The organism is Myxococcus sp. RHSTA-1-4 (assembly GCF_020037125.1).
Lineage (GTDB): Bacteria > Myxococcota > Myxococcia > Myxococcales > Myxococcaceae > Myxococcus.
The window spans coordinates 38,631-65,226 of sequence record NZ_JAIQDG010000009.1; the positions used below are offsets into that span (position 1 = coordinate 38,631).

The 26,596-nt window shown below is 71.0% G+C and carries 27 protein-coding genes; 13 read left to right on the plus strand and 14 right to left on the minus strand.

The window, feature by feature from the left end; all coding sequences use genetic code 11:
- Positions 1–131: 131 nt before the first annotated feature.
- Positions 132–1,244, plus strand: a complete 1,113-nt coding sequence (locus K8638_RS14555) for a HEAT repeat domain-containing protein (RefSeq protein ID WP_223755117.1) — start codon at positions 132–134, stop codon at positions 1,242–1,244.
- A gap of 66 nt (positions 1,245–1,310) precedes the next feature.
- Here K8638_RS14555 and K8638_RS14560 read toward each other — a convergent pair whose 3' ends face one another.
- The 4 genes from K8638_RS14560 to K8638_RS14575 are packed head-to-tail and all read right to left on the minus strand — an operon-like array spanning position 1,311 to position 3,003.
- Positions 1,311–1,715, minus strand: a complete 405-nt coding sequence (locus tag K8638_RS14560; RefSeq protein WP_223755118.1) for a DUF1801 domain-containing protein — start codon at positions 1,713–1,715, stop codon at positions 1,311–1,313.
- Positions 1,708–2,106 carry a DoxX family protein gene (locus K8638_RS14565; RefSeq protein WP_223755119.1) on the minus strand — a complete coding sequence of 133 codons (399 nt, stop codon included), beginning with the start codon at positions 2,104–2,106 and terminating at the stop codon, positions 1,708–1,710. Before K8638_RS14565 ends, K8638_RS14560 begins: the two co-directional genes overlap by 8 nt.
- 2 nt (positions 2,107–2,108) lie before the next feature.
- Entirely contained in the window at positions 2,109–2,675 is a 567-nt protein-coding gene (locus tag K8638_RS14570; RefSeq protein ID WP_223755120.1) for an SRPBCC family protein, read from the minus strand.
- Positions 2,662–3,003, minus strand: coding sequence for an ArsR/SmtB family transcription factor (locus K8638_RS14575; protein ID WP_370643989.1), 342 nt, complete (start codon positions 3,001–3,003; stop codon positions 2,662–2,664). Before K8638_RS14575 ends, K8638_RS14570 begins: the two co-directional genes overlap by 14 nt.
- 240 nt (positions 3,004–3,243) lie before the next feature.
- On the opposite strand from K8638_RS14575, the gene K8638_RS14580 reads away from it, so the two are divergent.
- The 7 genes from K8638_RS14580 (at position 3,244) to K8638_RS14610 (ending at position 7,135) form a co-directional block, all read left to right on the plus strand.
- Positions 3,244–4,167 (plus strand): diacylglycerol kinase family protein, encoded by a 924-nt coding sequence (locus K8638_RS14580; protein ID WP_223755122.1) that lies wholly within the window; start codon positions 3,244–3,246, stop codon positions 4,165–4,167.
- Positions 4,168–4,234: 67 nt separating this feature from the next.
- A complete protein-coding gene (locus K8638_RS14585; protein ID WP_370643990.1) occupies positions 4,235–4,309 on the plus strand; it encodes a hypothetical protein in 75 nt (24 codons plus the stop codon).
- Between the two features lie 218 nt (positions 4,310–4,527).
- Positions 4,528–5,583, plus strand: a complete 1,056-nt coding sequence (locus K8638_RS14590; protein ID WP_223755123.1) for a DUF72 domain-containing protein — start codon at positions 4,528–4,530, stop codon at positions 5,581–5,583.
- 44 nt (positions 5,584–5,627) lie between these two features.
- Positions 5,628–5,930 (plus strand): hypothetical protein, encoded by a 303-nt coding sequence (locus tag K8638_RS14595; RefSeq protein WP_223755124.1) that lies wholly within the window; start codon positions 5,628–5,630, stop codon positions 5,928–5,930.
- Positions 5,860–6,216: a Smr/MutS family protein gene (locus tag K8638_RS14600; RefSeq protein ID WP_223755125.1), complete on the plus strand. Its 357-nt coding sequence runs from the start codon at positions 5,860–5,862 to the stop codon at positions 6,214–6,216. Before K8638_RS14595 ends, K8638_RS14600 begins: the two co-directional genes overlap by 71 nt.
- Before the next feature lie 33 nt (positions 6,217–6,249).
- A complete protein-coding gene (locus K8638_RS14605; protein ID WP_223755126.1) occupies positions 6,250–6,645 on the plus strand; it encodes a hypothetical protein in 396 nt (131 codons plus the stop codon).
- Positions 6,632–7,135, plus strand: a complete 504-nt coding sequence (locus tag K8638_RS14610) for an Ig-like domain-containing protein (protein WP_223755127.1) — start codon at positions 6,632–6,634, stop codon at positions 7,133–7,135. The genes K8638_RS14605 and K8638_RS14610 overlap by 14 nt, the downstream gene beginning before the upstream one ends.
- Positions 7,136–7,152: 17 nt before the next feature.
- Here K8638_RS14610 and K8638_RS14615 read toward each other — a convergent pair whose 3' ends face one another.
- The 8 genes from K8638_RS14615 to K8638_RS14650 all read right to left on the minus strand — a co-directional run bounded on the left by K8638_RS14615 (position 7,153) and on the right by K8638_RS14650 (position 18,285).
- Complete coding sequence (locus tag K8638_RS14615; RefSeq protein WP_223755128.1) at positions 7,153–9,141, minus strand: hypothetical protein; 1,989 nt, start codon at positions 9,139–9,141, stop codon at positions 7,153–7,155.
- Positions 9,142–9,144: 3 nt separating this feature from the next.
- A complete protein-coding gene (locus K8638_RS14620) occupies positions 9,145–10,752 on the minus strand; it encodes a hypothetical protein (RefSeq protein ID WP_223755129.1) in 1,608 nt (535 codons plus the stop codon).
- A complete protein-coding gene (locus K8638_RS14625) occupies positions 10,749–11,345 on the minus strand; it encodes a DUF4123 domain-containing protein (RefSeq protein WP_223755130.1) in 597 nt (198 codons plus the stop codon). Before K8638_RS14625 ends, K8638_RS14620 begins: the two co-directional genes overlap by 4 nt.
- Positions 11,342–11,866, minus strand: coding sequence for a hypothetical protein (locus K8638_RS14630; protein ID WP_223755131.1), 525 nt, complete (start codon positions 11,864–11,866; stop codon positions 11,342–11,344). The genes K8638_RS14625 and K8638_RS14630 overlap by 4 nt, the downstream gene beginning before the upstream one ends.
- A 199-nt stretch (positions 11,867–12,065) precedes the next feature.
- On the minus strand, positions 12,066–14,834 hold the full coding sequence (locus tag K8638_RS14635) for an SNF2-related protein (protein WP_223755132.1): 2,769 nt from the start codon (positions 14,832–14,834) through the stop codon (positions 12,066–12,068).
- Between the two features lie 201 nt (positions 14,835–15,035).
- The gene (locus K8638_RS14640; RefSeq protein ID WP_223755133.1) at positions 15,036–16,367 is read right to left on the minus strand and encodes a DUF58 domain-containing protein; all 1,332 of its coding nucleotides are present in this window, start codon (positions 16,365–16,367) and stop codon (positions 15,036–15,038) included.
- Positions 16,364–17,299 (minus strand): MoxR family ATPase, encoded by a 936-nt coding sequence (locus K8638_RS14645; protein ID WP_223755134.1) that lies wholly within the window; start codon positions 17,297–17,299, stop codon positions 16,364–16,366. The genes K8638_RS14640 and K8638_RS14645 overlap by 4 nt, the downstream gene beginning before the upstream one ends.
- A 62-nt stretch (positions 17,300–17,361) precedes the next feature.
- Positions 17,362–18,285: a hypothetical protein gene (locus tag K8638_RS14650; RefSeq protein ID WP_223755135.1), complete on the minus strand. Its 924-nt coding sequence runs from the start codon at positions 18,283–18,285 to the stop codon at positions 17,362–17,364.
- 84 nt (positions 18,286–18,369) lie between these two features.
- Here K8638_RS14650 and K8638_RS14655 point away from each other — a divergent pair, with 84 nt between their 5' ends.
- Entirely contained in the window at positions 18,370–20,532 is a 2,163-nt protein-coding gene (locus K8638_RS14655) for a peptidylprolyl isomerase (protein WP_223755136.1), read from the plus strand.
- Position 20,533: 1 nt separating this feature from the next.
- Here K8638_RS14655 and K8638_RS14660 read toward each other — a convergent pair whose 3' ends face one another.
- Positions 20,534–21,649 (minus strand): HD domain-containing phosphohydrolase, encoded by a 1,116-nt coding sequence (locus K8638_RS14660; protein ID WP_223755137.1) that lies wholly within the window; start codon positions 21,647–21,649, stop codon positions 20,534–20,536.
- 240 nt (positions 21,650–21,889) lie between these two features.
- On the opposite strand from K8638_RS14660, the gene K8638_RS14665 reads away from it, so the two are divergent.
- From K8638_RS14665 to K8638_RS14680, 4 genes are all read left to right on the plus strand, one after another.
- Positions 21,890–22,891, plus strand: a complete 1,002-nt coding sequence (locus K8638_RS14665) for a dihydrodipicolinate reductase (RefSeq protein WP_223755138.1) — start codon at positions 21,890–21,892, stop codon at positions 22,889–22,891.
- 15 nt (positions 22,892–22,906) lie between these two features.
- A complete protein-coding gene (locus K8638_RS14670) occupies positions 22,907–23,356 on the plus strand; it encodes a MaoC family dehydratase N-terminal domain-containing protein (protein WP_169349756.1) in 450 nt (149 codons plus the stop codon).
- Positions 23,356–24,015: a MaoC family dehydratase gene (locus tag K8638_RS14675; RefSeq protein WP_223755139.1), complete on the plus strand. Its 660-nt coding sequence runs from the start codon at positions 23,356–23,358 to the stop codon at positions 24,013–24,015. The genes K8638_RS14670 and K8638_RS14675 overlap by 1 nt, the downstream gene beginning before the upstream one ends.
- Before the next feature lie 167 nt (positions 24,016–24,182).
- Entirely contained in the window at positions 24,183–26,027 is a 1,845-nt protein-coding gene (locus K8638_RS14680) for an acyl-CoA dehydrogenase (protein ID WP_223755140.1), read from the plus strand.
- Positions 26,028–26,137: 110 nt separating this feature from the next.
- Here K8638_RS14680 and K8638_RS14685 read toward each other — a convergent pair whose 3' ends face one another.
- Entirely contained in the window at positions 26,138–26,587 is a 450-nt protein-coding gene (locus K8638_RS14685) for a biopolymer transporter ExbD (protein WP_223755141.1), read from the minus strand.
- Between the last annotated feature and the right edge of the window lie 9 nt (positions 26,588–26,596).

Genomic DNA, 26,596 nt, shown 5'->3' on the forward strand with positions numbered 1-26,596 from the left:
GCTGGACCCGGACCTGGGGCCGACAACGGGCCCTTCCTCTGGATGCGAGGGTGAGGGGCACGCAGCCGATTCCGCGCGACGGCTCGCTTCGGGGGGGCCAGACTGCGCGCCTCCGCCCTGAGGTGCGCCGAATGAAGCTGCTGCGCCCGCTCGCGTTCGCCTTGCTGATTGGCTGCACGACGACTCCGAACCCGCCCCCGACCACCGCCGAACCGCCGACGGCGTCGAGCGCCACCGCTCCGTCCATCGAGAATCCGAACGCCTACACGTTCGAAGGAGTCGAGGTGTTCGGCTCGCGCAGGTACCCAAGAGAGGAGCTGCTCGCGAACCTCGGCCTCCCCGCTCCGGGCACGAAGGTCGACGTCGAGAGCCGCGAGTTCGGGAAGATGCTTCAGCAGAGCAAGGCGGCCTTCACCTCGAGGTTCCGGTTCGCGCTCTGCCGCTACTCCTTCGTGGCCTACCCGGGCCCGAAGACGGTGCGGCTCACCATCGACCTGGTCGATTTCGGTGACGAGTGGCGGATGCGGCACACCCCGGCCCCCACGGGGGACGCCGAGGACCCCGCCGGATTGATCTCCGCATGGACCGACTACCTGAAGAAGCTCTCGGCGCTCCAGCGCGAGGGTGAACTGCCGGCGGGCGGGCCCGGCGACGGCCCCTCCTGGGGCCGCTGTGAGGGCGGTTGGCAGTGCTTCGGTGGCTTCGGGCATCCGAAACTCGCCGGGCTGGAGCAGAAGTTCATCGAGCGGGTTCCGCCCAACTTCGATGCGCTCGTGAAGGTGCTGCGCGAAGACAAGGACGAGCTCGAACGGATGTCGGCGATCCAGTTGCTCTCGTACGTTCCGGACCGACGGAAGGTCGTCGAAGTGCTGGTCCCCTTCGTCAGCGACGAGGCGCCGGGCGTCCGCAACGAGGCGCTGCGCTCGATCGGCACGGCGCAGAGCCTCGAGCAGCACCTCTTCATCCCGCTCGAGCCCCTGCTCGACGCGCTCTGGTACCCGCAGGCCACGGATCGCAACAAGGCGGGCTGGGCGCTCGTGTACGTGGCCGAGCGCGACGAGGGAAAGGCACGAAAGCAGGAGATCCTGAGGAGGGTCGGCGAGCTGCTGCCACAGATGGCCGGTGCCGGCCAGCGGGTCGACTACGAGCCGGCGCAACGCATCCTGAAGGCGCTCTCCGGAGAGGACTTCGGCTCGGACGTGGCCGCCTGGCGCGCGTGGGTCGACGACGAGCTGAAGCGGTAGCGGCTCAGGTCCTGGTGCTGCCACGCGCCTGATCGAGCCCGAGCAGCGTGGCGTTCACCTCAGGGTCTACCGTTTCTTCTTCGCCGGCAGGCCATTCTGGGCCACCGCGGCCTTCACGAGCGCCTTGAACGCGACCGCGTCGACCTTCTCCCCTTCGTGGATGTCGATCGCCCTTCGCGTGTTGCCTTCCAGGCTGGAATTGAAGAGGCGCGATGGGTCTGGGAGCTTCGCCCCCCGGGCGAACGTGAGCTTCACGACCTTCGTGTACGCCTCCCCGGTGCAGACAATCCCGTGGTGCGACCAGACCGGAGTGCCCATCCACTTCCACTCCTCGGTCATCTCGGGGTCGGCTTCCAGGATCAACGCCCGCATGCGGGCCAGGGTCTCCCCGCGCCATCCCCCCAGGTCGAGGATCCGCTGGTCGATGAGCCGGGAAGCGGGTTCCCCGGTTGCCTGCTCACGGCTACCCATGGACGGCCTCCAGTTGCTGGGGCGCGGCCTGCAGGCGGCGCCAGAAGAAGTACGAGAGCCCCCAGAGCACGCCGGTGGCCGCCGCCCAGCCCCACGCCTCCGGGCCATCGCCCACCGAGAGGTGGGCGATGAGCGCGGAGCCGAGGTTGATGGCGAAGCCGGCGTAGGCCCACTCCTTGAGCCGCGCCGGCACCGGCGCAAGCAGCAGCCCCACGCCGAGGAACTTGGCCCACGAGAGTTCCACCCGGAAGTAGTCGGGGAAGCCGAAGCGGGTGAACGCCTCCGCCACCTGCGGCAGGCTCAGCTGCGCGTAGGCGGTGAAGCCCATCTGCAGGCAGAAGAGCGCGGTGACAATCCAGAAGCCGATGATGATTCCCTTGGAGCGGGGCATGTTCAGTTCCGTGGGTGAGAGGGCAAACCGGGGGCCTCAACGCCGAACTGCTTTGCGTACTCGGCGTTCAATCGCTGCCAGCCGTCGAACTTCATGGCCTCGGGGCCGACGATGCGTCCAATGGGCTGACCGGCGAGAAGCCGATCCAGCACATCGAAGCAGATGTGCCAGCCCGCGGCGCCCATCGAGATGAAGCCACGGTTGATGTTGTGCCAGAGCGTGAGCCGGGTGCCGCCGCCGCCCAGCGGCTCCAGCTCCCAGCGGAGGTCGTTTCCTCCCCAGCTATATTCGAGCGCCCTCGGCGCATCAGCCCGCTTCACGTGGGTCGCGGATACGTACGGCGTCGGCGCTCCCACTGCCGAGAGCCTGGCGGTGCCAACGGCACCGAGGCTCCGGTCAGAATCGAACGGAGCCCATTCGCGGAGATGCTCGGGCTCCGTGATCGCCTGCCAGACCCTTTCAGGAGGATGGGTCAGGTCGCGGACGAGAACGAGCGTCCACTTCTCCCCATCCTTCTGGACCTTGGCTCCGGCCGCGGGGCCGGGCGCGTACTTCTCACGGTTTCTCATCGCTTCTTCCTTTCTTGGATGTCTGCTCCATCCGATCGAGATGGCGTTCGAGCGCATCGATGTGGGCCGTCCAGAAGCGCCGGAAAGGCGCCAGCCAGGCGTCGATCTCCATGAGCGGCTCGGGCCGGAGCCGATAGACGCGCCGCCGGGCTTCGACGCGCGCCTCCACGAAGCCGGCCTCGCGCAGCACGCGGAGGTGCTTGGACACGGACGTCTGAGGCATCCGCAGCCGGCGCTCGATCTCGCCGACGGAGCGCTCCGACGACGCCAACAGACTGAGGATGCTCCGGCGGTTCGGCTCCGCGATGATCGCGAATGACGATTCCATGTGGAACATATGCCTGATGGTTCATATGACCGTCAAGGCATATGAGAGGGCATCGAACTGCTGCATCTCGGTGGCTTCCAGGGCGGCCAGGATGGGGCTCCCTCCAGTCGTCGTGCGTACGTTCCCAGCATGGAATCGTCCCGAGGGTGGGCGTAGACCCGGCGCGTCATGGATGGGTCGTGGAGTGGAGTGCCGGCGCGTAACCGCGTAAACAGGGGCCCCCAGGGAGGGGCAGGTGCGATGAAGACGTTCCTCGTGGTCAATCCGCGCAGCGCCAACGGTCAGACGGGAAAGCGTTGGGCGGAGATTGGCGCGCAGGTGGGCAGGGCGCTCGGTGACTTCGGACACGGGTTCACCCAGGGCGGCATGGATGCGGCGCGCATCGCCCGCCAGGCCCTCGAGGAGGGCTACGACTGCATCGTCGCCGTGGGCGGCGACGGCACCCTCAACGAGGTCACCAACGGCTTCTTCCGCGACGGCAAGCCCATCAACCCCCACGCGGCGCTGGGCCTCATCCCCCGCGGCACGGGCGGCGACTTCCGGCGCACCTTCGGGTGGGACCTGGACCTGGACTCCTCGCTGGCCCGCCTGCGCTCCGAGAGGACGGAGCCCTTCGACGTGGGCCGGCTCGACTTCATCAACAACGAGGGCCAGCCGGAGACGCGCTACTTCGCCAACATCGCCTCGTTCGGCGTGAGCGCCGTGGTGGCCCGCGAGGTCAACAGCGGCAGCAAGGCCCTGGGCGGCAACTTCAGCTTCGTCTGGGGCACCCTGAAGGGCCTGGTGAAGTACACCGAGCGCAAGGTGCGCCTGTCCTTCGACGGTGGCCCCGCGGAGACGCTCGACATCACCGCCGTGGCCGTGGCCAATGGCCGCTACTTCGGCAGCGGCATGTTCGTGGCGCCGGAGGCCGTCACCCACGACGGCCTCTTCGACGTCACCATCTGGTCCGGCTACGGGCTGAGCGACTTCCTCCTCAAGTCGAAGGGCGTCTACAACGGCTCCCACGTCACCTGGAAGGGCACGCGCCGGCTGCGCTGCCGCACCCTCCACGCCGAGCCCGTCGAGGGAGAGGACGTGTTCCTCGACGTGGACGGCGAGACGCCGGGACGCCTGCCATGCACCATGACCATCGTCCCCGGGGCCATCCGCCTCAAGGTGTGAGCGCGGAGGGCGCGGCCTTCCGGGCCCACGCGGACCTGCCGAGGGCCTCACCCGCCGCGAGGTGGAGGTGCCGCGGCTCATCGCCCGGGGGCTGAGCAACCGGGAGATTGCCCAGGCGCCCGGCATGGCGGCGGGACGGTGAAGAACCAGACCTCCAGCATCCCCTCCAAGCTGGGCGTGAGGGACCGCACCCGCGCCGTCCTCCGGGCCATGGAGCCCGGCTGCCCGCGGGGCGGACATCCCACTTGGAGAGTGGGCCCATTCCGAGGCAACCTCCTGCATCAGGTGGCGCCCGGCGTTATCCCTGCCGGACGCACGACGGCACCACGTCCCGGTGCCCTCCGCCGCAGGAGATGCCCCATGCCTCAAGAGCGAGGACCCGCCCAGCTCGACCTGTTCACCGGCGCGCCCGTCGAGGCTCCCACCCGGGGCCGCAAGGGAGCCCAGCCGGTAGGGCCCGCCCCCGTGCCGGAGCACCTGTCCGCGCTCGGCCAGCACCTGCCCGCGGGCACCTTCCTGGGGACCTCCTCGTGGACGTTCCCCGGGTGGACCGGCATCGTCTACGACCACGAGGCCGCCGCCTCGCAGCTCGCGCGCGAGGGCCTGGCCGCGTACGCCCGCCACCCGGTGCTGCGCACGGTGGGAATCGACCGGACCTTCTACGCCCCCATCCCCGCCAGCGCCTTCGCCGAGTACGCCGCGCAGGTGCCCGAGGGCTTCCGCTTCCTCGTGAAGGCGCACGAGGTCTGCACCCTGGCCCGCTTCCCGCTGCACGAGCGCTATGGCGCGTACCGGGGCCAGGCCAATGACAGGTTCCTCCACGCCGCGTACGCCGCCGAGCACGTGGTGGCGCCCTTCGTGGAGGGGCTGGGGGACAAGGCCGGGCCGCTCGTCTTCCAGTTCCCTCCGCAGGACCCGCAGTCGCTGGGCGGGACGGCGCGCTTCGTGGAGCGGCTGCATGCCTTCTTCGCCGCGCTGCCCCGGGGCCCGCTGTACGCGGTGGAGGTGCGCAACGAGGAGCTGCTCACGGAGGGCTTCGCGCAGGCGCTGGCGGACGTGGGCGTCAGCCCCGTGCTGGCCGTGTGGCGCGACATGCCGCCCGTGGCGCAGCAGGCGAAGCGCACCCGCGCCTTCGAGGCTCGCGCGCTGGTGGTGCGGTGGATGCTGCCGCCGAACCTGGGCTACGAGGAGGCTCGCGCGCGCTACGCCCCCTTCGACAAGCTGGTGGACGAGGACGTGTCCACCCGCGATGTGCTGGCCCGCGTGTGCCTCGCGGCGGAGCGCCGGGGGAAGCCCGCCTTCATCACCATCAACAACAAAGCCGAGGGCAGCGCCCCCTTGTCCGCCATCCGGCTCGCGGAACGTGTTGTCGCGCGCAGGACGGAGGAGGGCAGGCAGCAGAGCGTTTCCTCGTGAACGCCTCTTGCCCTTGTGCACGGCTCTTGCTTACGTGAGGCGACATGAAGTCCATGGCCCTGGCGGCAGTGGTGGTTCAGCTCATGACGGCCGGCGGCGCCGGTGCGCACGGAGAGCGTGCGACCGAGCAGCGGGACGCCGCCGCCGATGACCTGGGCAAGAACCTGTCCGCGCTGAAGGGGGAGCTGTCCTCCCTGTCGGAGCAGTTCAAGGCCGCTCGCGAGCGCCGGCGGCTGGCGGCGGAGCAGAAGACGCGCGAGGACGAGGAGTGGCACCATGGCCCCAAGGCGCCTCCTTCCCAACGAGCCACCCCTCCCACCGGAGGGGCCGGAACCTCCGCCCACTGAAGACGCGGCTGTAGAAATTCCCATTGATGGGAACCTGGACCTGCACATCTTCCATCCCCGGGAGGTGAAGGAGCTCATCGTCGAGTACCTCTGGGCGTGCCGCCAGAAGGGGTTGCTCGACGTGCGCATCATCCACGGCAAGGGCAGTGGGGCGCTGCGGCGCACCGTGCACGCGCTGCTGCCGAAGCTGCCGGAGGTGGAGTCGTTCCGCCCCGCGTCCGAGAGTGACGGAGGCTGGGGCGCGACGTGGGTGCGGCTGCGGCCGGCGGAGACGCCCGGCACGTAGCGCCGCGCCTTGTCCGGCCCCAGGGGCCGGGGCATGCTCACGAGCACCATGCGCTGGGTCATCCGCTCCGAGCAGCAGCGTGCCCTGCGTGGGCTCGCCGTCGACCACTTCGTCGAGGACGCCGCGGCGCGGCTGCGGCGGCACTGGCCCGCCACGTGCGCGGCGCTGGGAGAGGCGGGGCTCGAGGCGCGCATCCGCCGGGGAATCTCCCTGGCCGCCCGCCATGACATCCACGACAACGCCGCCGTGCTGCGCTACCTCAACGCGATGTTCGCGCTGGGGGACGGCTTCGCTTCCGACGCGCGCTACCCCTGGGCCGCGGCGCTGCTGGGAGACACGCGACTGGATGAGCACGAGCGGATGGAGCGCGTGTCCGCCGAGGTGTCCGCCACGCTGCGCGCACGGGAGGTGACGCATGGATCCATTTGAGGGGTGGAACCTGGAAGAGGGCGCCGCCCAGCTTCCCCAGCCGCTCGCGCCTCCCATGCCCGAGCCGCAGCCCCGGGATGACGCGTCCGAGAGCTTCGATGCCCTGGACGCCGAGGCGGCGCAGCTCGCCCCCGAGTCGCGCGTGGACTCGCCGGTGGTGAACTGCCCGCTGACGTGGCTGGAGGTCACTCTCTTCGACGAGGACGGGGACCCCATCGCCGATGAGCCCTTCGAGGCCTCGCTCCCGGACGGCTCGAGCCACAAGGGGCGCACGGACCCCCAGGGCCGGGCGAAGATTCATGACGTGGACGTGGAGGCGGGGGACGTGGACGTGGAGGTCTCCATCCGCCGCGCGGAGGACGGGAGCGCCGCGGGCTACTTGGTGCGCATTCTCCCCCGCGCTTCTCCGGCTCCGAAGAAGGATGCCGAGGAGGAGTCGCCTTCCGAGGAAGACGAGCTGCGGGCCGAGCTCACCGTCCCCGACCGCTGAGCCCGGCGCGGCCCCTGTCAGAGGGTGACGCTGACCTCCACGGGCAGGTGGTCACTCACGCCCGTCGTCTTCCAGTAGGCGTCGTGACACGCCTGGAACTGGGGCTGGGTCAGCCCCGCGCCGGCGCCCGCGCCACCGCCGGCGCGCCGGTCCGCCTTCTCCACGATGACGTTCTTCAGCCGGGCGAAGTTCACCGCGGTGAAGCCCACCGTGAGGATGTGGTCGTAGGCGTGTGAGGTGTGCTGGGCGTAGGTGGCGTTGAGGCCCGGCTGCTTGAGGCTGGTGCGCGTGGGGAGGACGCTGAGGTGGCTGGTGAAGCCTCCCCCGAAGCCGGTCAGCACCGCCCGGTCATTGGCATGGCCCGGGCCGTTGTTGGTGCACTGCGCGAGCTGGCCGGCGGGCATGGCGCAGCAGTTGAAGTCTCCGACGATGAGCGCGGGCTCGGCGCCGCGCAGGGTGGTGATTTCCCGGATCTGCCCCAGCCGTGCCGTGCCGTTCTGGGCGTCGAGGTTGTTGGGCGTATTGCCCACCATCGCCGCCTGCGCCGGGGACTGGTAGTTGGGCGCCGGTGAGTGTGCCGCGAGCAGCAGGAAGGTGTTGTTGGGGCCCGGCACCGTCAGGTCCCGGAAGCGGCACAGGTAGGGCCGCCGCTGGTACGCCTGCGGGAAGTGGATCTGCGCGCCGCCGGCGGTCTGGAAGGTGCACTGGCCCACGTAGGCGCTGCCCGGGTGGACGGCGAGGCACCGGGGCGTGCCCGCGGCCACCACGTCCACCGGGACGCCGCCCTGGACCCTGCTCCGCACCCGGTTGCCGTTCGTGTCCACCCACCAGAGGGTGCTGCGGGCCGCGTCCATCGCGAGGCTCACGGGCACGTCGCCGTTGACGACCGCGGCCGCGTTGTTGCCGTTCATGTCCGCGAGCCAGATGTCGTTCGTCGCCGCGTCGACGAAGTACATCTTCTTGCGGGCCATGTGCAGGGTGAGTTGCCGCGGCTGAACGCCCACCTGGTTGAAGCGGTTGCGGACGCCCTGGCCTTGCAGGTCCGACGACTGGATGGTGTTGGTGCCCGTGTCCACCCAGTAGAGCAACGCCCGGGCGAAGTCGATGGTGAGGCAGTCGGGGCGATTGAGGCCGGCGGGAGGGAAGTTGGAGTTGCCGTTCCCGTCCAGGTCGCACCACTGCAGGCGGTGGGCGCCCGCCGCGTTGGACCAGTAGAGGATGTCGAACTCCGTGTCCAACGCCAGGTCCACCGGCTGCCGCGCCGTGCCCATGGGCAGGGCGGGGGTAATCGTCATCGCGTTGGCGCCGGAGTAGTCGACGCGGCGAATCTGGTTCGCGTTCGTGTCCACCCAGTAGACGCGCTGGTTGACGGTGTCCAGGCGCAGGCGGTCGGCATACACGTTGGGCACGGCCATGGCCGCCGCCGCGCCGCCCACCAGGTCCGAGCTCCAGAGTTGGTGCGTGTTGGTGTCGACCCAGAAGACCTTGTTCGCCGCCACGTCCAGGGTGATGGCGGTGGCATCCGCGCCGGTGCCCTGGGATGCGACGTTGTTGCCGGGCAGCCCGGCGCGGCGCAGCGTGGTGCCGGTGTGGTCGTACCAGTACACGCGGCCGTCATCCGCCGCGGCGGAGTTCCAGGGCTGGGTGAGCGTCTGGCTCCTCGCCGGGCCCTCGAGGGCCACGGTGTTGGAGTTGTAGAAGATGGCCAGCGTCTCCGCCTTCGCGCCGTTGCAGAGGGCGAGCGGCGGCGCCACGCGCCAGCCGGGGTCGCGGTGCTGGAGCTTGGACAGCAGCTTGAAGATGCCCAGCACGCCGTCCCCCGCGGCGAGGTCTCCCGGGTTCAGGCTCTGGACGCAGCCGGGCTCGATGACCACGAGGATGTCGTAGTTGGGAGCCGCCGGGGGTGGGGGATTGACCACCTTGAGGATGCGCCGCACCGCCGCGGCCCTGCGGACGAGCCGCGCGCGGAAGTTGTACATGTTCCAGGAGAGGATTCGGACGGCCACGGCTCACCTCGACAGCGTCCAGTTGCTTTCCACGACCTCGCCCTCCACGACGGCGGCCGCCCGCAGCCGCAGCCTGTTGGTGCGCCAGCAGTAGTAGAGGTGCAGCTCGCTGTAGACCTCCAGGGGGAGCGCGGGAATCTCCGGGTCCAGCGACCGCAGGCGCTGCCCGGCGTGGTCGGCCACGCGCCGCAGCGGCATCATGGGCGGAAGCTCGGGAATCCCCTCGGGCGGGAGCCCCTCGGCCTCATCCTGCATGGCCTGGTCCCGGGAGATGTCCCGGCCGGCGAGGCTGGCGAGGACCATCAGTCCGGGCGTGACGAAGAGGGCGTTGAAGGTGAGGCCACAGAACTCCATCCGCGCGGAGATCTGGAACATGGCCTCGCCGGACTCGTGGCTCCACTCCCACTCGAGGCGCACGTTCCTGAAGGCGAGGTCTCCGCCGCGCAGGGTGAAGTCCCGGACAGCGAAGATGGCATGTGCGTCCGTGCTCGCCCGGTCGAACAGGTCCACGCCCAGCCCGGCCTCGACGAGCCAGGTCTGCCCGCCCACCGCGGAGAGAAACGTGTCCAGGTGCTTGACGCGCGTGCGCCACCCACTGCCGCCCATGAGCGGGTCCAGCTCCGCCAGCGGCAGCTCGACGGGCCGAGGCAGCAGGCTCTGCCAGCAGAGGACCTCGTCGTCCGCGGGCAGCTCGGTCCACACCGGGAGCCGGTGGCCGCCGACCTTCAGCAGTCCCCGCAGCTCCGCGTGGTACAGCCTCCCGCCGTCCCGGAACTGGCTGCCCATGCGCAGGGAGGCGTTCTCCACCTGGGCATCGGCCAGCCTCAGCGTGAAGGGGAAGGACGTCATGTCGACGTCGGGCTGGCCGTCCTGGTTCGGGACGAACTGGCCCACCAGGGTGACAGGGAAGAAAGAGTCGACCGCGGCCTGCAGGTTGGGGCCGAAGCGCACTTCGATGGCGAAGTTGGTGCCGGCGCGGTAGCCCCCATCTCCCCACGGAAGAATCTGGTCTCTCGAGCAGAGCACGTAGCGAGCGCCGGAGAGCGTCAGGTCCTCGTTCTCCGGCCAGTACATCTCCCGGAGTTGCGCCCGCAGCACGTCCATGGGCACGGTGATGGTGACGGAGTGCTCCACATTTCCGCCCGACAGGTCGAAGCGGGCTACCACGTCCCACCCGTGGGCGGCGTCCCTGCCGCTGACGCTGAAGGACTTCAGCGGGTCGTGAAGCACGGAGCGCGCCTGGCTGAAGCCCTTCCGGCTCTTGGAGAGGACCTTGACCTGGACCTCGACGGGAGGCGGCTCGTCCTCGTTGCCCCTGTAGCGCCGGTTCATCTTCCGCAGCCGCACCTCGATGCGGCCATTCAGCCGCACCAGGTGGTGCTTCTCGGTGCGAGCGATCCGCGGCTTCCGGAAGTTCGGGGACTTCTTGAGGTGCAGCTCGCGCGGCTCGTCGACGCTGGGCTGGGCGAGCAACAGGGCGCCCAGGCCCAGCAGCCCCAGCACGTCGTCATGGAGCGGGCCGGTGTAGTGCTTCAGGGGGACCTGCTGCCGCGCCGCGTCCCTCTTCACCGACTCCAGCACCTGGCGGAGCGGACCTCGCCCGTACTTCATCGGTTCGCCTCCGCGGACGCGAGGCGCGGAGAATCCCCGGGTCCGTGGCCGCGCTCCTCCAGCCCCTCGGGCCCCAGCGCGTACTCCAGCAGGGACTCACCGCGCGGGCTCTCCGCGAGGAAGCGGCTCACCGGGCCGAAGAAGGTCCGCAGCTCCCGGAGATTGCAGGTGGGCAGGTACACGCGGAGCACGCGCGGGTCGTAATAGCGGAAGTAGAGGCGCCGGCCCGACTCGTCCTCCACCTGGAGGAACTTGCGGAAGTGCCGCCGCAGCTCCCCCAGGCTCGCGGAGGCGGCGGCGAAGATGCCCCAGGACTGGCCCCACGCGCGCTCGAGCAGCTCGCGCGTGTTATCCGCGTCCCGGCTCAGCTGGACGAGGTAGGGCGCCACCGCCAGCAGCTCGCGCGGCACGGCTCCCTCGTAGAGGCAGACGCAGCCTCGCGTCCAGCTCATCAGCGTGCGCGTGACGGCGGGGGAGCGGGCGCCGTCCAGCACGGCGTAGACCTCGAAGGGTGGCTCCAGCGGCTCCGGGGGACGCCAGAGCAGCTCCATCACCCGGTCCACGGACGGGGCGGCGGAGGACGGCGGCGTCATGCCGCCCTCCGTGCCGCGGCGCGGGCGCACTCCTCGCAGAAGGGGACTCCCTCTTGCGCGGCCCGCACCAGCGCGTGGACCTGCGCCGCCGTGTCGATGGGGGCGGGAGCGGCGGGACGGGGGGGCGCCTCGCGCACGGGCGGCTCCGGCTCCACCTCCACGGGAGGCTCCCGGAAGGCCAGGGACTGGTAGCGGGTGCGCTGGTGGGAGAGCAGCACCAGCTCCCCCAGGCGGAGGGCACGCTCCAGGCGCTGCCGGAGCCGGTGCGCTTCCGAGGACAGCGCCAGGCGCGACAGCCCCAGGGGCCGCTCGTCACCGAGCGCCTCGTACAGCATCCAGGCGCTGCCTGGCGCATGGGCCAGCCACTCGTCCACGTGGAAGAGGACGATGGAGTCGGGCACACGCGCGGAGGCGTCCGCCTCCGTCACGTCGGTGCCTCGGATGAGGAGGTATTCCGCGCCCAGCCCCCGGAGGAGCCAGGACTTGCGGTGCGGGACAAGGGAGGGGGGGGAGGGGGACATGCCCCCCGAGTGTTAGCAACACTCGCGCCATGTGCCTATCCCCGGAATTCAAGTGAGGCGTGCCGCCCCCGTCCCTCTCGGCGTGTGGCGGGGACGCGGGGCGCGTCCCTGGGGAACGCGGTGGGAGTCCCGCGGGGACGCGGGGCCGGAGCCCCGGTGCGCGAAAGGTGGGGGGGCGGCACCGCGTCGCGCGGTGCGCTCAGGACAGCCAGAAGTAGGCGGAGGCGATGAGGGAGCGCTTTTCCGTCACCTTCGCCTTCTGCGCCAGGTCCGCGAGCTGCCGGTCCTTGGCGGCGTAGCGCTTCTCCTCCTCGTTGCGGAGCGAGGACAGCTTGCGCCGGTACTCGCGCTCCATCCGGTCCGAGTGCGCGCGCGCCTTCGCCTTCTCGGCCACGTCCTCGGCCGCCGCCACGGCCTTGCGCGCTTCAGTCCACACCTGCCGCGCCGCCTCCACCGCCTCGCGCGACTCCAGCAGGCAGTCCTCGACGTAGCGGTCCGCGCGCTCCTTGGCCTTGTCCAGCTCCAGCGCGTTGCGGCGCTCCGCGGCCCGGACGATTTCCTCCTTGGCCGCCACCAGCGCCTGCTCCTGCATGAGCTGCACGGACACCGGCGCGGGCTGGCGGCGCTTCTCCTCCTTCGCCGCCAGCTTCACGAAGTGGGCGCCGTCCTGGAACGGCAGGGCCCGGAAGCCGCCGTCGCGCTCGCGCACCAGCACCAGGTGCACCAGCTTCTCCTCCGGCTTGAGGCCCGTCGTCTCGAACTTGTAGGCGAACCACCAGCCCTCGGAGCCCGCCAGCCGGGCCAGCCGCGAGGGCAGCCCGGACGCGTCGAGCTGCAGGTAGCTCACCGCGTCCTGCGTGCGCTCCTTCACCGCGTACGCGGCCTTCGCAATCTCCAGCCGCCCCGAGGTGCGGCTGCCCAGCACGGAGTTGGTGAGCGCGCGTGCCTCCTGCTGCCGCTTGGCGAGCGCCTGCTTCGCCTGGTCCTGCTGCACGCGCAGCCGCCGCCGCACGTCGCCGTCGAAGCGCTCCAGCACCACCGAGCGCATCTCCGTCATGCGCTTGCTGATGCGGCCTTCCAGCTCCTCGCGCAGCTTGTCGAACGCCGCGTTGATGTCCTCCGGCTTCCGGCAGGACTGGTAGATGTCGAGGATGCGCCGCTCGAAGTCGACGCCGCTCTCCAGCGCGCCGAGGATTTCGTCCGACGCGCCGAAGACGCCGTCGAAGAGGTTGAGCTTCTTCTCCAGCAGCTCGAACAGGCGCGCGTCCGCCGCGTTCTGCCGGTTGAGGAAGTTGATGACCAGCACGTCCCGCTGCTGCCCGTACCGGTGGCAGCGGCCGATGCGCTGCTCCACCCGCTGCGGGTTCCACGGCAGGTCGTAGTTCACCACCAGGTTGCAGAACTGGAGGTTGAGCCCCTCGGCGCCCGCCTCCGTGCAGATGAGGATCTGCGTCTTGTGGCGGAACTCATCCACCAGCGCGCGGCGCTCCTCCGGCGTGCTGGCCAGGTCACCGGCCAGGAGGGAAATCTTGCCCTTGTAGCCGCTGTCCGACAGGAGGTTGAAGAGGTACTGCTGCGTGCGCCTGGACTCGGTGAAGATGAGCGCCTTCTCCGGCCAGCCGTGCGCGCGCATCACCCCGAAGGTGCGATCCAGGCCCCGCTTGAGCGCCTCGCCCTTGGCGTTGACCTTGATGGAGTCCGCCAGGTCCGCGTACTGCCGCAGCTCCCAGACCTCCTGCTCCAGCGCGCGGACGTTGGGCGCCTTGGCCGGGTCGTCCGACCACTCCTCGCCCTCCTCGACGAACTGCTTGGCCTCCTCGGGCTCGAACATCGCCAGCGCCTGCTGGCCCAGCTTCGCCGCCTGGAGCCGCTTCTCCAGGTTTTCCGACAGCCGGCGCAGCGTGGGGGCGATGGCGTACGTGGAGGACGCCAGCAGCTTGCGGTAGCAGAGCGTCAGCAGCGTCTTCTTGCCGGGCTCAATCGCCGCGGCCTCCGAGCGCTGGAGGTACTCGCTGACCTTCTCGTAGAGGTCGTGCTCCTCGGGGGAGGGGGTGAAGTCCTCCACGATGGAGCGGCGGTTGGTGTAGCGGACGTACTCGCGCACCTGCCGGCGCAGGGTGCGTTGCACCACCGGGGCCAGCCGCTCCTTCAATTCGGCGACGGCGGCCTCCGTCATGCCGCCGCCCTCGTCCACGCGGTAGCGGCTGCGGAAGGCGTGCTCGGGGCCCAGGATCTGCTCGTCCAGCAGGGACATCAGCCCGAACAGCTCCATGATGTCGTTCTGGAGCGGGGTGGCGGTGAGCAGCAGCTTGGGGCGCCCGGCCAGCGCGGCCTTCAGCGCCTGGCCCATCTTGTTGTTGGGGCGGTGCGCGTTGCGCAGGCGGTGGGCCTCGTCGATGACGACCACGTCCCACGGAATCTCCGCCGCCAGCGCCGCCTTGTTGGCGGCGAAGGGGTGCGAGCAGATGACGGGGAAGGGCTGGTCGAAGCAGTTGCCGGTGGCCCGCACGGTGCGGCCGTCCACCATCACGCTGTCCAGGTCGAACTTCTCCCGCAGCTCGCTGTTCCACTGCGCGCGCAGCGTGGCCGGCGCGAGGATGAGGATGCGGTTCTTCCCCTCGGCCATGAGCTGGGCGATGACGAGGCCGGCTTCAATCGTCTTCCCGAGCCCCACCTCGTCGCCCAGCATGCAGCCGCCGCGCGACAGCGCGTCGAGCGCGAACATGGCGCCCTCGACCTGGTGCGGGTTGAGGTCCACCTTCGCTTCCGAAAGCGCTCCGGCCAGCCGCTGCTGCGTGTCTCCACTCCTGGCCAGCAGCTCCTCGGCCAGCAGCCGCTCGTGGAAGGGGGTCAGCGTCTTCGCGGGCTCGGACTCCACCCGGGACGCCATCGCCGCTGCCGCCGCCGCCGCGTCGACCTCCACCTCAACCCTCAAGCCCCTCGCGCCCTCCGCCAAGACCGTCTCCATCCGTGATGTTCGAGGTCGCCCACCCGTGAGGTGGGCGAGAGAGACCGGCCATTTTGTTGACGGAGACGTGTCTGTAAAGGGGGTCGTTTCCGGGGCCTAGAATTCGGCCTCGGAGCGATTGGCATGCTTCTTTGCTAGCGACGCGCATGCGTGTCGCATGCACGCCCCGCACAAAGTTTTCGCTGGACTTGACGGCACGACTCAGAGCAGCCCACGCGATTTCACGTCGAGGTACGCGTTGAGCGCCGCCGCGCCGAAGCCCTTCGCGGGGGCGCGCACCACCAGGGCTCCGGCGTCACGCAGGGTGGTGGCGGTGCGGCGGTACTCGGCCTCCAGGCGCGCCGCGGCCTGCCGCGCATAGGCGTCCTGCGCCTCCCGGGGCACGGCGGTGGCGGCGGCCTCCAGGTCCTCGTCCAGCAGCGAGGCGACGACGGGCAGGTGGCGTGGGCGCAGCGCCAGGGTGCGGGTGAGGAGCCCGGCGGAGGCGTCCGGGTCCACCAGGTCCGTGAAGAGCACCACCAGCGCGCGGCGCGACTGCCGGGCGAAGGCGAAGTCGAAGGCGCGGCCGTAGTCGCTCTCCTCCAGCGCGGCCTCGGCGCGGTAGAGGGACTCGGTGATGAGGCGCAGGTGCTCGCGCCCCTTGCGCGGCGGGAGGTAGGCCCGCACGTCGCTGGCGAAGGCGAGCACGCCCACCAGGTCTCCCGCGTCCAGGCTCACCCGCGCCAGCCGCAGCGCCGCGTCCACCGCGTGGTCCAGCTTGCGGCGGCCCTGCACCCGGCCCGCCATGTGGCGCCCGCAGTCCAGCAGCAGCAGCACCGGCTGGTGCCGCTCCGGCTGCCACGTGCGCACCAGCGTGCCGCCATGGCGCGCGGAGGCCTTCCAGTCGATGTGGCGGTAGTCGTCGCCCGGGCGGTACTCGCGCAGGGACTCGAACTCGCGCCCCTCGGCCGCGCGGCGCCGCTGGGTGCGCGCGGAGGCCGAGTCCGACGTCCGTGCCAGCGCCAGGGCCTCCCGCGAGAGCGCCGTGAGGTCCGGGTACACCTTCACCGCCCGCGCGGCCGGCACGCGCACCTGGCGCCAGCACAGGCCCAGCGGGCCCGCGAGCCGCAAGTGGAGGTCCCCGAAGCTCGCGTCCCCGCGCGCGGGCGGGGTGACGAAGTACGTGAGCCGCGCCGGGGCGCCCGCTGGAATCGTGAGGGACTGGCGGTGGCCGGTGCTCTCCACGCCGGCGGGCGGCTCGTCGCGCGCCTCCAGCCGCAGGGGGCCGGCGGCGCCGCCGGTCCGCTCGAAGTCCAGGTGCACGGCGTTGGGCGTCCCGGAGGAGAGGATGGGCTCCACGCGGCGCGACACCCGCACGTCCCCGGCGCGCGGGGCGCGGAGGAAGTCCACCGCGCAGAGCGCGGCCACCGCCACGTCCACCGCGAGCGCGAGCCACCCGAAGGCGGGGCTGGCCACCGCGAGCGCGGCCGGCAGCAACCCCGCCGCCAGCAGCGCCACCGCGAGGCCGGTGGGGACGGGACGGCCGGCGCTCACCGGGGCACTCGCACCCGCTCGAGCGTCTGCCGGAGGACGTCGTCCGCGGTGACGCCCTCCACCTCGGCCTCGGCCTTGAGGAGGAGGCGGTGGTTGAGGACGCTGAAGGCCACGGCCTTCACGTCGTCCGGGGTGACGAAGTCCGAGCCATTCAGCGCCGCGCGCGCCTTCGCGGCCGCCAGCAGCGCCTGCGCCGAGCGGGGGCTGGCCCCCAGGCGCACGCGCGGGCTGGCGCGCGTGTCGCGCACCACGCTCACCACGTACTGGAGGATGGAGTCGTCGCAGGTGACGCGGGCCGCGCGGCCCTGGAGTTCCATCAGCGTGGGCGCGTCCAGCACGCGGTCCAGCGTGGGCGGCCGGCCCTCGCGCTGGTGGTAGGCGCGCAGCATGGTGGTCTCCGCGTCCGGCTCCGGGTAGCCCACGCGCACGCGCATCAGGAAGCGGTCCAGCTGCGCCTCGGGCAGCGGGTAGGTGCCCTCCAGCTCCAGCGGGTTCTGCGTGGCCACCACGAAGAAGTGCGGCGGCAGCGCGTGCGAGACGCCGTCGATGGTGACCTGCCGCTCCTCCATGGCCTCCAGCAGCGCGGCCTGCGTCTTGGGTGGGGTGCGGTTGATTTCGTCCGCCACCACCACCTCCGTGAAGATGGGGCCCTTCACCAGGCGGAAGGCGTTCTCCTGCGGCTGGAAGACGTTGGTGCCGAGGATGTCCGCCGGCATCAGGTCCGGGGTGAACTGGATGCGGGTGAAGAGCAGCCCCAGCGCCCCGGCCATGCTGCGCGCCGTGAGCGTCTTGGCCACGCCGGGCACGCCCTCCAGCAGCACGTGGCCCCGCGCCAGGAAGGCCGTCACCAGGTCGGCCAGCACCTGCTGCTGTCCGAAGACGACCGAGCCGAGCGCGGCGGTGAGGCGGGAGAGGGGAGAGGCGTCGGACATGGTGGCGGGGAAGGTAGCCCGCCGCCGCGAGGCGCGGCAGCGGTTTCGTGAGGCTCAGCGTCTCAGTGGGGCTTGCTCTTCAGGCCCAGCAGCGTCCCACCGAGGGAGGCCAGCGAGCCCAGCACGGCGATGAAGACACCCATGCTGGGCGTCGAGTTCATCACCTCCGCGTTGCCGAACTCCGAGGGCACCCGCGTCGAGTCCGACGCCATCTTGATGAAGATGAGGCACCAGACGAGGCACACGAAGGAGGAGATGAGCTGCCCCATCCAGGGCACCACCGGGTTGAGGCGCTCCAGCGAGCCCTTCACGCGCATGCCGATGGCCGTCATCACGAAGATGGAGAGCGCGAAGGCGCCGGCGCCCATGCTCATCAGCCCGAGGATGTCACCCTCCGTCGCCGTCTCCTTCCACGGCAGGAAGCACGAGAGCACCACCACCGCGGCGCCCCAGAAGGCGACCTTGTCTCCACCGGCCAGGAGGCCGAACAGCTCCTTCGCGTCCCGGATGAGCTCCTCGGGGTCCGCGACGCCGTCCTCGCTGCTGCTGGCCCGGGCCGAGCGGTCCCACGGGTCCGGCCCGTCGTCGACGGGCGGCACCACGGGCTCCGGCGCGCGGCGGGGGGGCGGGGCCGGGCGGGCGGCCGGTGCCGAGCGCGAGCCTCCGGCGGCCCGGGCCGGGCGCGGCGGCGCGGAGCGGGCAATCTCGTCCATGCTCCGGATGTTGGTGGCGTCCGAGTCCGGAACGGCGGTCCGGGCGCCCGACTTCCCCTTGGGGCGCGCGGCGGCCGCGGGCTTCGCCGCGCGGCGGGGCTCCTCTGGCGCGTCGTCGTACTCCTCGGCGTTGTCGGCGGGGGGCTCGTCCGACAGGAAGGAGCCGTCGATGATGTAGTCACAGACGGAGCAGATGGACGTGTTGGCGGCTACCTTCGAGCCGCAGCCAGGGCAGTTCAGGACCAGCACTCCCGCGGAGAGAAACGCTCGCATCTTCGGAGCCCCGGCCCGGGGCTGTCAAACCAGATGCGGCCTAACCCCTGGATTTTCGCGGGAAATTGGCCTACGCCCCAGCGCATGAGCCGACCGCACACCGCCCGTGCACTGTCCGCCTGTCTCGCCGTCCTGACGCTGTCCGCCGGCTGTGTCCATGGCGGCCCCTCACCGGAGCGGGAGCCGGTGGACGCGGCGACGCTCGCGCGCATCCGGGACTGGGAGGACCGGCGCTCGCTGGGGGATGGGGCGCTCGTCTCGCTGGCCACCGGCGCGCCGGACGCACGGGTGCGCGCGCGGGCGCAGCGGGCGCTGGCCCGTATCCAGGACGTGGCCACGCGGGACGCGGTGCTCGCGGGGCTGAAGGACGCCGAGCCGGACGTGCGTGACGAGGCCGCCTTCGCCGCCGGCGAGCTGGCCCTGTCGTGGGAGCCGTTGACGGACGCGGAGCGCTCGGCGCTGACGGAGGCGCTGCTGGCGGCGGAGGCCGCGGAGCGCGAGCCCCGGGTGCGCGCCACGCTGCTGGACTCGCTGGGGAGGACGGGCACTCCGGCCGCGCTGGCGCGGCTGGCGGAGTTGCTCCAGGGCGGCGACGTGGCGGTGGCGGGCCGGGCCGCACTGGCGCTCGGCGTGGCCGCGCGGCGCGGTGGGGCGGCGCTGGTGGCGGGCGTGCCGCTGGCGCCCGCGGAGGCGCTGCTGGCGGCGGAGCGGCCGGTGGAGGCGCGCCATGGAGGCGCCTACCTCCTGACGACGGCGAAGCGGCCGGAGGCGCTGCCCGCGCTGCGCCGCTGCCTGGGGGACGCGGACCCGGACGTGCGCGGCCTGTGCGCGAAGGCGTTCGGGGACGTGGGCGGGCCGGAGGACTCGGTGGTGCTGGGGCGGCTGCTGGAGGACCCGGTGCCGCGCGTGGCGGCGGAGACGGCGCGCTCGCTGGCGAAGCTGGCGGCGATGTGCAGCGGGCCGTGCACGGCCGTGGAGGCCCTGGAGGCGCTGGTGCCCCGCGCGAAGCGGGTGGGGCGGGGGATGGAGACGCCGGATGCGCCGACGGCGGTGGGCCCGGCGGGCGCACCGGTGGAGACGCTGGCCCGGTCCGCGGATGGCCATGCGATTCTCGCGGTGGCCCAGCAGGGCCTGCCCGGGTTCGCCGCCCCCCTCCTCGTGTCGCTGCGGCTGGCGCTGGCGGACGCGGAGCGGGGCGCGGCCTCGGACCTGGCGCGCGCGGACCTGGGATGGCTGGACTGCCGGCTGGCGGCGGCCCTGGACCGGCAGCGCGGCAGGCTGGCGGACACGACGAACTGCGGCTTCGGCCGCGTGCAGGACGAGCGGCGGCTCGCCCTGGGCCTGCGTGAGACGGCGCTGGCGCAGGACAAGGGCGCCGCGGACTTCGCGGTGGGCTACCTCAGCCACCGGGACGCGCGCGTGCGCGTGGCCGCGGTGGAGGCCGTGGGCTCCCGGCCGGTGCTCCGCGCGGCCACGGCGGTGCGTCCCCTGCTGGAGGGAGACGACCTCGTGGTGGCCGGAGCCGCCGCGGCGGCCCTGGGGAAGATGAAGGCCCAGGCCCTCGCGCCCGCCCTCGAGCCCCTCGCCGCGCGCGTGCCGAGGGAGCCGGGAGACCTGGCCGAGCCGGTGGCCGGCGCGCTCGTCGCGCTCCAGGGCAAGGCCGCGGAGCCCCGGTTCCACGAGTGGCTGAAGCACCCGCACGCCAACGTGCGCCGCGTGGCCGCCGAGGCCCTCACCCAGCTCACCGGCCAGCCCGTGCGCTCCGAGCGCGTGGAGCTGCCGGCGGACACCTTCCGCCCGGAGCCCGCGCCCGCCGGGGCCGCGCTGGTGTTCCACACCGCCAAGGGCGACATCACCGTCCGGCTGGACGCCGACGAGGCGCCCCTCACCTCCGGCAACCTCTACACGCTCGCCCGGCGCGGCTACTTCAACGGCATCTCCTTCCACCGCGTGGTGCCGGACTTCGTCGCGCAGGGGGGAGACCCGCGCGGAGACGGGGAGGGCGGCCCGGGCTACTCCATCCGCTGCGAGATGACGCGCCGGCCGTACCGCCGCGGCACCCTGGGCATGGCGCTGGCGGGCAAGGACACCGGAGGCAGCCAGTTCTTCTTCACCCACGCGCCGCAGCCCCACCTGGACGGCCGCTACACGGCCTTCGGCGAGGTGGTGGCCGGCATGGACGTCGTGGACGCGCTGCTGGAGGGGGACATCATCCGCGAGGTGCGCGCGGTGACGCTGGCCCCGTGACTCACGCGCCGCTGGCGCGGGCCAGCGGCACCGGAGGCCCGAGCGGGTGGCCATTCCAGCGCCCGTTCTCCGCCTCCTCCATCGCCTCCACCTCCTGGCGGATGCGCTGCCACTCCGTCTCGGGGACGCTCAGGAAGGCCTCGGCCAGCGCCGGGTCGAACTGCGTGCCCGCGCAGCGGCGGATCTCCTCCCGGGCCACGCACATGGGCCGGCCCTTGCGGTAGGGCCGGTCCGACGTCATCGCGTCCACCGTGTCCGCGATGCAGAAGATGCGCGCCCCGATGACGATGTCCTCGCCCGCGAGGTTCTGCGGGTAGCCCTTGCCGTCCCAGCGCTCCTGGTGCTGCAGGACGATGAGCGCCGCCTCGTGCAGGTACGGCATCTTCGCCAGCATCCGGTAGCCGAACTCCGGGTGCTTGCGCATCTCCACCCATTCATCCGGAGTGAGCGGCCCGGGCTTGAGCAGGATGGAGTCCCGCACGCCAATCTTGCCGATGTCGTGCAGCAGCGCTCCCTGCTCGATGACGTCCAGCGCGGCTCCCGACAGCCCCACCTCCTGGGCCAGCCGCCGCGAGAAGAGCGACACGCGGCGCGAGTGCCACTGCGTCTCCGTGTCCCGGTAGTCCAGCGCGCTGATGAGCCCGTCCAGCAGGCCCGCGGTGCGCTCCACCACGCGCCGCTCCAAGTCGCGGTTGATGGCCACCAGCTCCGCGTTCTTCTCCGCCACCTCGCGCGTCAGCCGCTCGTTGGCCTCCACCAGCCGGTAGTGCTCGAAGGCCTGGCGAACGCTGCTCGTCAACTCGCTGAGGGACCAGGGCTTGCCCAGGAGGCGGAACACCTCGCCCCGGTTGACGGCCTCGGACGCGGTGCGGAAGTCCGCCGCCGCCGTCAGCATCAGCCGCACCGCCCTCGGGTTGCGCTCACGCAGCGCCCCCAGCAGTTCGATGCCGTTGAGGTACGGCATCATGAAGTCCGTCAGCACGACGTGAAAGCCCACCTCGCGCGCAGCCAGGGCCGGGTCGCTGTGTGTCACGACCTCGTATCCTTCCGCCTGGAGAATGCGGGACAGCGCGGCGAGGATGAGTACGTCGTCATCCACCACGAGGATGCGGTCCATATCGACGGAGTCTCCAGGGAGGGAGGCGTGCCTGCCTCCCTTATACACGCGTCCCTCGCCGCCAATACAGGGCCCCTCCGGGGCAGGTGCGCCTCCAAACCCTGGAAATCCTTGGAGATTCCACCAGTCCGGAAGAGTCGCACATCCAAGTGACGCTTGCCTGCCCGCCAAGGTGTGTTTTATGGTGCGCCCGCAGGCCTCGTTGAATCGTAACCCCTTGGAATCCGGGAGCAATCTCCGATGGCTAGAGCCCCCGAAGGGCCGGTGCCGGTGGTGGTGATGGGCTTGGGGTTCATCGGGCAGGAGATTGCCAGGGCCGCCATGTCCTCGCCCGAGGTGGAGCTCATTGGCGCGGTGGACATGTCCCCGTCGCTGGTCGGGCGTCCCCTGGGTGACGTGCTGGGAGGGCCCGCCCCCCGCGTCAAGGTGATGGACTCGCTGGAGAAGGCGGTGGGCAAGCGCAGGGGCGCGGTGCTGCTGCACGCCACCGGCTCGCGGCTGCCGCAGGTGATGGACCAGATTCTGACGGCGCTGAAGCTGGGGCTGCCGGTGGCCAGCACGTGCGAGGAGCTGGCCTTCCCGTACCTCAAGTACCCGGAGCTGGCGGAGAAGCTGGAGGAGGCCGCGGAGCGCGCGGGCGTGGCGGTGGTGGGCACCGGCGTCAACCCGGGCTTCGTGCTGGACAGGCTGGTGGCCGTCGCCGGGCAGGTGTGCGGGCCGGTGCGCCGCGCCGTCGCCACCCGCGTGGTGGACGCCCGCACCCGGCGCGAGGCCCTGCAGCGCAAGGTGGGCGCGGGGCTGACGGAGGAGGAGTTCTTCGAGCTGGTGGACGGCGAGCAACTGGGCCACGTGGGCCTGGTGGAGTCCGCCGCGCTGGCGGCCCTCGGACTCGGGCTGGATTGCGACGACTACGAAGAAGAAGTAGCCCCCGTGTTCGCGGAGGAGGACATCTCCGGCGGCGCATTCCCCGTGAAGAAGGGACGGGTGGCGGGCATGTTCCAGTCCGTGGTGGGTTTGGAGGAGGGGCAGGAGCGGGTACGGCTGGAGCTGACCATCGCCGTGGGGGCTGACGACCCGAAGGACCGCATCGAAATCGACGCGGACCCGAGGCTGGTGTTGGAAATCCCGGGGGGAGTGGCGGGTGACCGGGCCACCGCGAATGCGCTGGTGAATGCCGCGCCACGCTTGACGGCTGCCGAAGCGGGTCTCCTCACGGTGCTCGAGCTTCCGGCCGGACGTTAGAGTCAGGAGAGGGTCATGCTGGACAAGAATGCGATCGGCCGCGCCTCGCCGCCGACGCTGAACGAGGTGGAGAAGGGCGCCATCCGCCGCTTCGCGGAGGCCATTGGCGATTACAACCCCATCTACTACGACGAGGAGTACGCGCGGGCGTCCGGCTATCCCACCATCATCGCTCCCCCCACGTTCCCCGCGTCCTTCCACTCCGCCGCGGACCTGCGGGAGCTGTTGGGGGTGGGCATCAAGAGCCTCCTGCACGCCGAGCAGGGCTTCGACTACGAGCGGCCCATCTTCGCCGGCGACCGCATCTACGTGTCCACCCGCGTGTCGGATGTCTTCGAGCGCCCCGGCATCTCCGGGCGCATGGACATCGCCGTCATCGAGGACGAGGGCCGTGACGAGGAGGGCAACCTCGTGTTCCGCGCCCGCCGGACGCTGGTGGTCCGCGCCGCCAAGGAGACCCCGTGATGCCCGCGCGCAAGCTCTACTTCGAGGCCATCCGCGTCGGCGACGAGCTGCCGGCCCTGGCCAAGGCGCCCATCGACCGGGTGCAGCTGTCCCGCTACGCCGGCGCCTCCGGTGACTACAACCCCGTCCACGTGGACGAGGTCTACGCCAAGAGCGTGGGCATGCCGAGCGTCTACGCCCCGGGCATGCTCGTCATGGGCATGCTGGGCCAGCTCATCAGCGACTGGGCCCGCGGCGGCCAGATGCGGCGCTACAACGTGCGCTTCATCAAGATGGTGTGGCCGGGCGACACCGTGGTCTGCAAGGGCCGCGTCAGCGACAGGCACGGCACCGGCGGCCGCTACTTCGTCGAAATCGACCTCTGGGCGGAGAACCAGCGCGGCGAGCTGGTGATGAAGGGCAGCTCACAAATCCAGCTCTTCTACTCGCTCGAGGACGAGAACCGGCAGCGCTCCGGCCAGTCGCCCATCGTCGTGGAGGTGCCGCGCGAGAGCCTGGCCACGGCCACCGCCAGCGCCGCCACCGGCCAGGCGGCTCCCGAGGAGGGCGAGGAGGGAGACGAGCGCCGCGCCGGCGCCTCCTCCAAGAAGACCGCCCCCCGCGAGAAGCCCGCCGCCAAGACGGCGACGCTCCCCACCGCCAAGAAGGCGAAGAAGTAGGCGTTTTCCCTGGCTTGATGGGCGGTTCCGACCGCTCATCAACGCGCGGTGTCATTCAGGGTTGACTCAAAAATCAGTCGCCGCCACACTTCCTGCGTCTCATTCGCGCCGCTGACCCGACTTGCCCTCTTGAGGGGCTGGCAGCGAGCCATCACGCAGGAGTGGCCATGTCCGCCGGCATCAACACCTACAAGACCGACCTTCGAGAGATCTTCTTCACGCTGTTCGAGCAGTTCGGCTTCGGCCAGGTGTCCGGCCAGGCGCCGTACGAGGCCTGGGGCCCGGACGAGGCGAAGGCGGTGCTCACGGAGACGTACCGGTTCGCCCGTGAGGTGCTCGGGCCCCTCAACTCGGTGGGAGACCGGGAGGGCTGCCGGGTGGAGAACGGCGCCGTCTTTACCCCCGCCGGCTTCAAGGACGCGTGGAAGAAGCTCTACGAGCAGGGCTTCAAGACGGTAGCGGTGGATCCGGAGCACGGCGGCCAGGGCGCGCCGATGATGCTCCAGGTGACGGTGGAGGAGCTGCTGTCGGGCGCCAACACGGCGTTCAACATGTACCCCGGCCTGGCCTTCGGCGCGGCGGAAGTCATCGCCGAGTGCGGGACGCACGCCCAGCAGAAGATGTACGTGGAGCGGATGCTGAACGGGACGTGGGGCGGCACCATGTGCCTCACCGAGCCGCACGCCGGCTCCGACGTGGGTGCGGCCAAGTCCACCGCCCGCCGCAACGCGGACGGCACCTACAACATCCGCGGCACCAAGATTTTCATCTCCGGCGGCGACCACGACATGGCGGAGAACGTCATCCACCTCGTGCTCGCGCGCATCGACGGCGCCTCGCCGGGCACCAAGGGCCTGTCGCTGTTCATCGTCCCCAAGCTGCGCATCAACGCGGACGGCAGCTCGGGCCAGCCCAACGACGTGGGCGTGGGCTCCATCGAGCACAAGATGGGCATCAAGGGCTCCGCCACCTGTGTCCTCAACTTCGGTGAGAGCGACGCGTGTGTGGGCGAGCTCGTGGGCACCGTCGAGCACGTCGGCATGAGCCAGATGTTCAAGATGATGAACGGCGCGCGCATCGCCGTGGGCATCCAGGGCCTGGGGCTGGCGTCGGCCGCGTACTTCAACGCGCTGGACTACGCGAAGGACCGCAAGCAGGGCTCGCACTTCACCAAGTGGAAGGACCCCACCGCGCCCCGCGCCGCCATCATCGAGCACCCGGACGTCCGCCGGATGCTGCTGGACATGAAGGCGCACGTGGAGGGCATCCGCTCGCTCATCATCAAGCTGGCCATGCACCTGGACAAGGCGAAGCAGCTGACCGGCAAGGACGATGACGCGGCCACCTACCACCGCGGCCAGGTGGAGCTGCTCACCCCGCTGGTGAAGGCCTTCGGCTCGGACCAGTCCTTCCGCATCTGCGCCCAGGCCATCCAGGTCTACGGCGGCGCCGGCTACATCCAGGACTACCCGGTGGAGCAGTACACCCGCGACTCGAAGATCTTCTCCATCTACGAGGGCACCAACCACATCCAGGCCATGGACCTGGTGGGCCGGAAGATGGGGCAGGCGGGCGGCATGCACTTCCAGCAGTTCATGGGCGACGTGGGCGCCTTCATCGAGGCGAACCGCGACAACCCCGTGTACGGCGAGGCGGTGAAGACGCTGGCCTCGGCGCAGGAGGCGCTGATGTCCAGCGCCATGACGCTGTTCGGCTGGTCGCAGGACGGCAGCAAGTTCCCGCTGATTCCGCTGTCCGCCAACCGCTTCCTGCAGATGATGTCCGAGGTGGCGGTGGGCTGGCTGCTGCTGGACGCGGCCGTCATCGCGGAGAAGGCCAAGGGCTCGCTGTCCGCGGAGCACCCGGACCGCGCCTTCTACGAGGGCAAGAAGTACAGCGCCCTCTACTTCGCCCGGAACGTGCTGCCCGGCGTGGAGCAGGCCGCGAAGATGATCTCCTCCGAGGACACCTCGCCCATGGACATCCCGGACGGCGCCTTCGCCTCCAACTGAGCCGCTTCTCGTGAGCCGGCGCCCCTGACACACGGGGGCGCCTGAAACGCCAGAGGCCACCCGGGACTCTTCGTGTCCCGGGTGGCCTTCGTGTTTCCGGAAGAGAGGGGCTACTCGCCCTCGCGCACGCCGATGGCGAGCTGGCCGAGGCCGGCCTTCTTGGCCATCTCCATGACGAGCACCACGGTGCCGTGGGGGACGCCCTCGTCCGCCTGGACGATGACGACGGTGTCGGGGTCCTTCGCCCTGGCGTCGTCGAAGGACTTGCGCAGCTCGTCCTCGGAGACGACGTTGCCGGCGAGCACGAAGCGCCCGTCGGCGAGCACCGCCACGGCCAGGTCCGTGGAGCGCGCGGTGACGTCCGCGGCGCCGCCCTTGGGCAGGTTCACCTTGAGGCCGGCCTTGGCGCCGCCCCCGGGCCCCTGCTGGACGATGACGGAGCTGGTCACCATGAAGATGATGAGCAGCACCAGGAAGATGTCGGTCAGCGGGGTGATGTTGATTTCAGCGAAGACGCCCTCTTCGCCCTCGTTGTCCCCCGGTGTCTTTCCCATGGCCATGGCGGGTGT

Coding starts and splice junctions, on each gene's coding strand:
- K8638_RS14555 (WP_223755117.1), top strand. CDS start 132: ATGAAGCTGCTGCGCCCGCTCGCGTTCGCCTTGCTGATTGGCTGCACG.
- K8638_RS14560 (WP_223755118.1), bottom strand. CDS start 1,715: ATGGGTAGCCGTGAGCAGGCAACCGGGGAACCCGCTTCCCGGCTCATC.
- K8638_RS14565 (WP_223755119.1), bottom strand. CDS start 2,106: ATGCCCCGCTCCAAGGGAATCATCATCGGCTTCTGGATTGTCACCGCG.
- K8638_RS14570 (WP_223755120.1), bottom strand. CDS start 2,675: ATGAGAAACCGTGAGAAGTACGCGCCCGGCCCCGCGGCCGGAGCCAAG.
- K8638_RS14575 (WP_370643989.1), bottom strand. CDS start 3,003: ATGGAATCGTCATTCGCGATCATCGCGGAGCCGAACCGCCGGAGCATC.
- K8638_RS14580 (WP_223755122.1), top strand. CDS start 3,244: ATGAAGACGTTCCTCGTGGTCAATCCGCGCAGCGCCAACGGTCAGACG.
- K8638_RS14590 (WP_223755123.1), top strand. CDS start 4,528: ATGCCTCAAGAGCGAGGACCCGCCCAGCTCGACCTGTTCACCGGCGCG.
- K8638_RS14595 (WP_223755124.1), top strand. CDS start 5,628: ATGAAGTCCATGGCCCTGGCGGCAGTGGTGGTTCAGCTCATGACGGCC.
- K8638_RS14600 (WP_223755125.1), top strand. CDS start 5,860: ATGGCCCCAAGGCGCCTCCTTCCCAACGAGCCACCCCTCCCACCGGAG.
- K8638_RS14605 (WP_223755126.1), top strand. CDS start 6,250: ATGCTCACGAGCACCATGCGCTGGGTCATCCGCTCCGAGCAGCAGCGT.
- K8638_RS14610 (WP_223755127.1), top strand. CDS start 6,632: ATGGATCCATTTGAGGGGTGGAACCTGGAAGAGGGCGCCGCCCAGCTT.
- K8638_RS14620 (WP_223755129.1), bottom strand. CDS start 10,752: ATGAAGTACGGGCGAGGTCCGCTCCGCCAGGTGCTGGAGTCGGTGAAG.
- K8638_RS14625 (WP_223755130.1), bottom strand. CDS start 11,345: ATGACGCCGCCGTCCTCCGCCGCCCCGTCCGTGGACCGGGTGATGGAG.
- K8638_RS14630 (WP_223755131.1), bottom strand. CDS start 11,866: ATGTCCCCCTCCCCCCCCTCCCTTGTCCCGCACCGCAAGTCCTGGCTC.
- K8638_RS14635 (WP_223755132.1), bottom strand. CDS start 14,834: ATGGAGACGGTCTTGGCGGAGGGCGCGAGGGGCTTGAGGGTTGAGGTG.
- K8638_RS14645 (WP_223755134.1), bottom strand. CDS start 17,299: ATGTCCGACGCCTCTCCCCTCTCCCGCCTCACCGCCGCGCTCGGCTCG.
- K8638_RS14650 (WP_223755135.1), bottom strand. CDS start 18,285: ATGCGAGCGTTTCTCTCCGCGGGAGTGCTGGTCCTGAACTGCCCTGGC.
- K8638_RS14655 (WP_223755136.1), top strand. CDS start 18,370: ATGAGCCGACCGCACACCGCCCGTGCACTGTCCGCCTGTCTCGCCGTC.
- K8638_RS14660 (WP_223755137.1), bottom strand. CDS start 21,649: ATGGACCGCATCCTCGTGGTGGATGACGACGTACTCATCCTCGCCGCG.
- K8638_RS14665 (WP_223755138.1), top strand. CDS start 21,890: ATGGCTAGAGCCCCCGAAGGGCCGGTGCCGGTGGTGGTGATGGGCTTG.
- K8638_RS14670 (WP_169349756.1), top strand. CDS start 22,907: ATGCTGGACAAGAATGCGATCGGCCGCGCCTCGCCGCCGACGCTGAAC.
- K8638_RS14675 (WP_223755139.1), top strand. CDS start 23,356: ATGCCCGCGCGCAAGCTCTACTTCGAGGCCATCCGCGTCGGCGACGAG.
- K8638_RS14680 (WP_223755140.1), top strand. CDS start 24,183: ATGTCCGCCGGCATCAACACCTACAAGACCGACCTTCGAGAGATCTTC.
- K8638_RS14685 (WP_223755141.1), bottom strand. CDS start 26,587: ATGGCCATGGGAAAGACACCGGGGGACAACGAGGGCGAAGAGGGCGTC.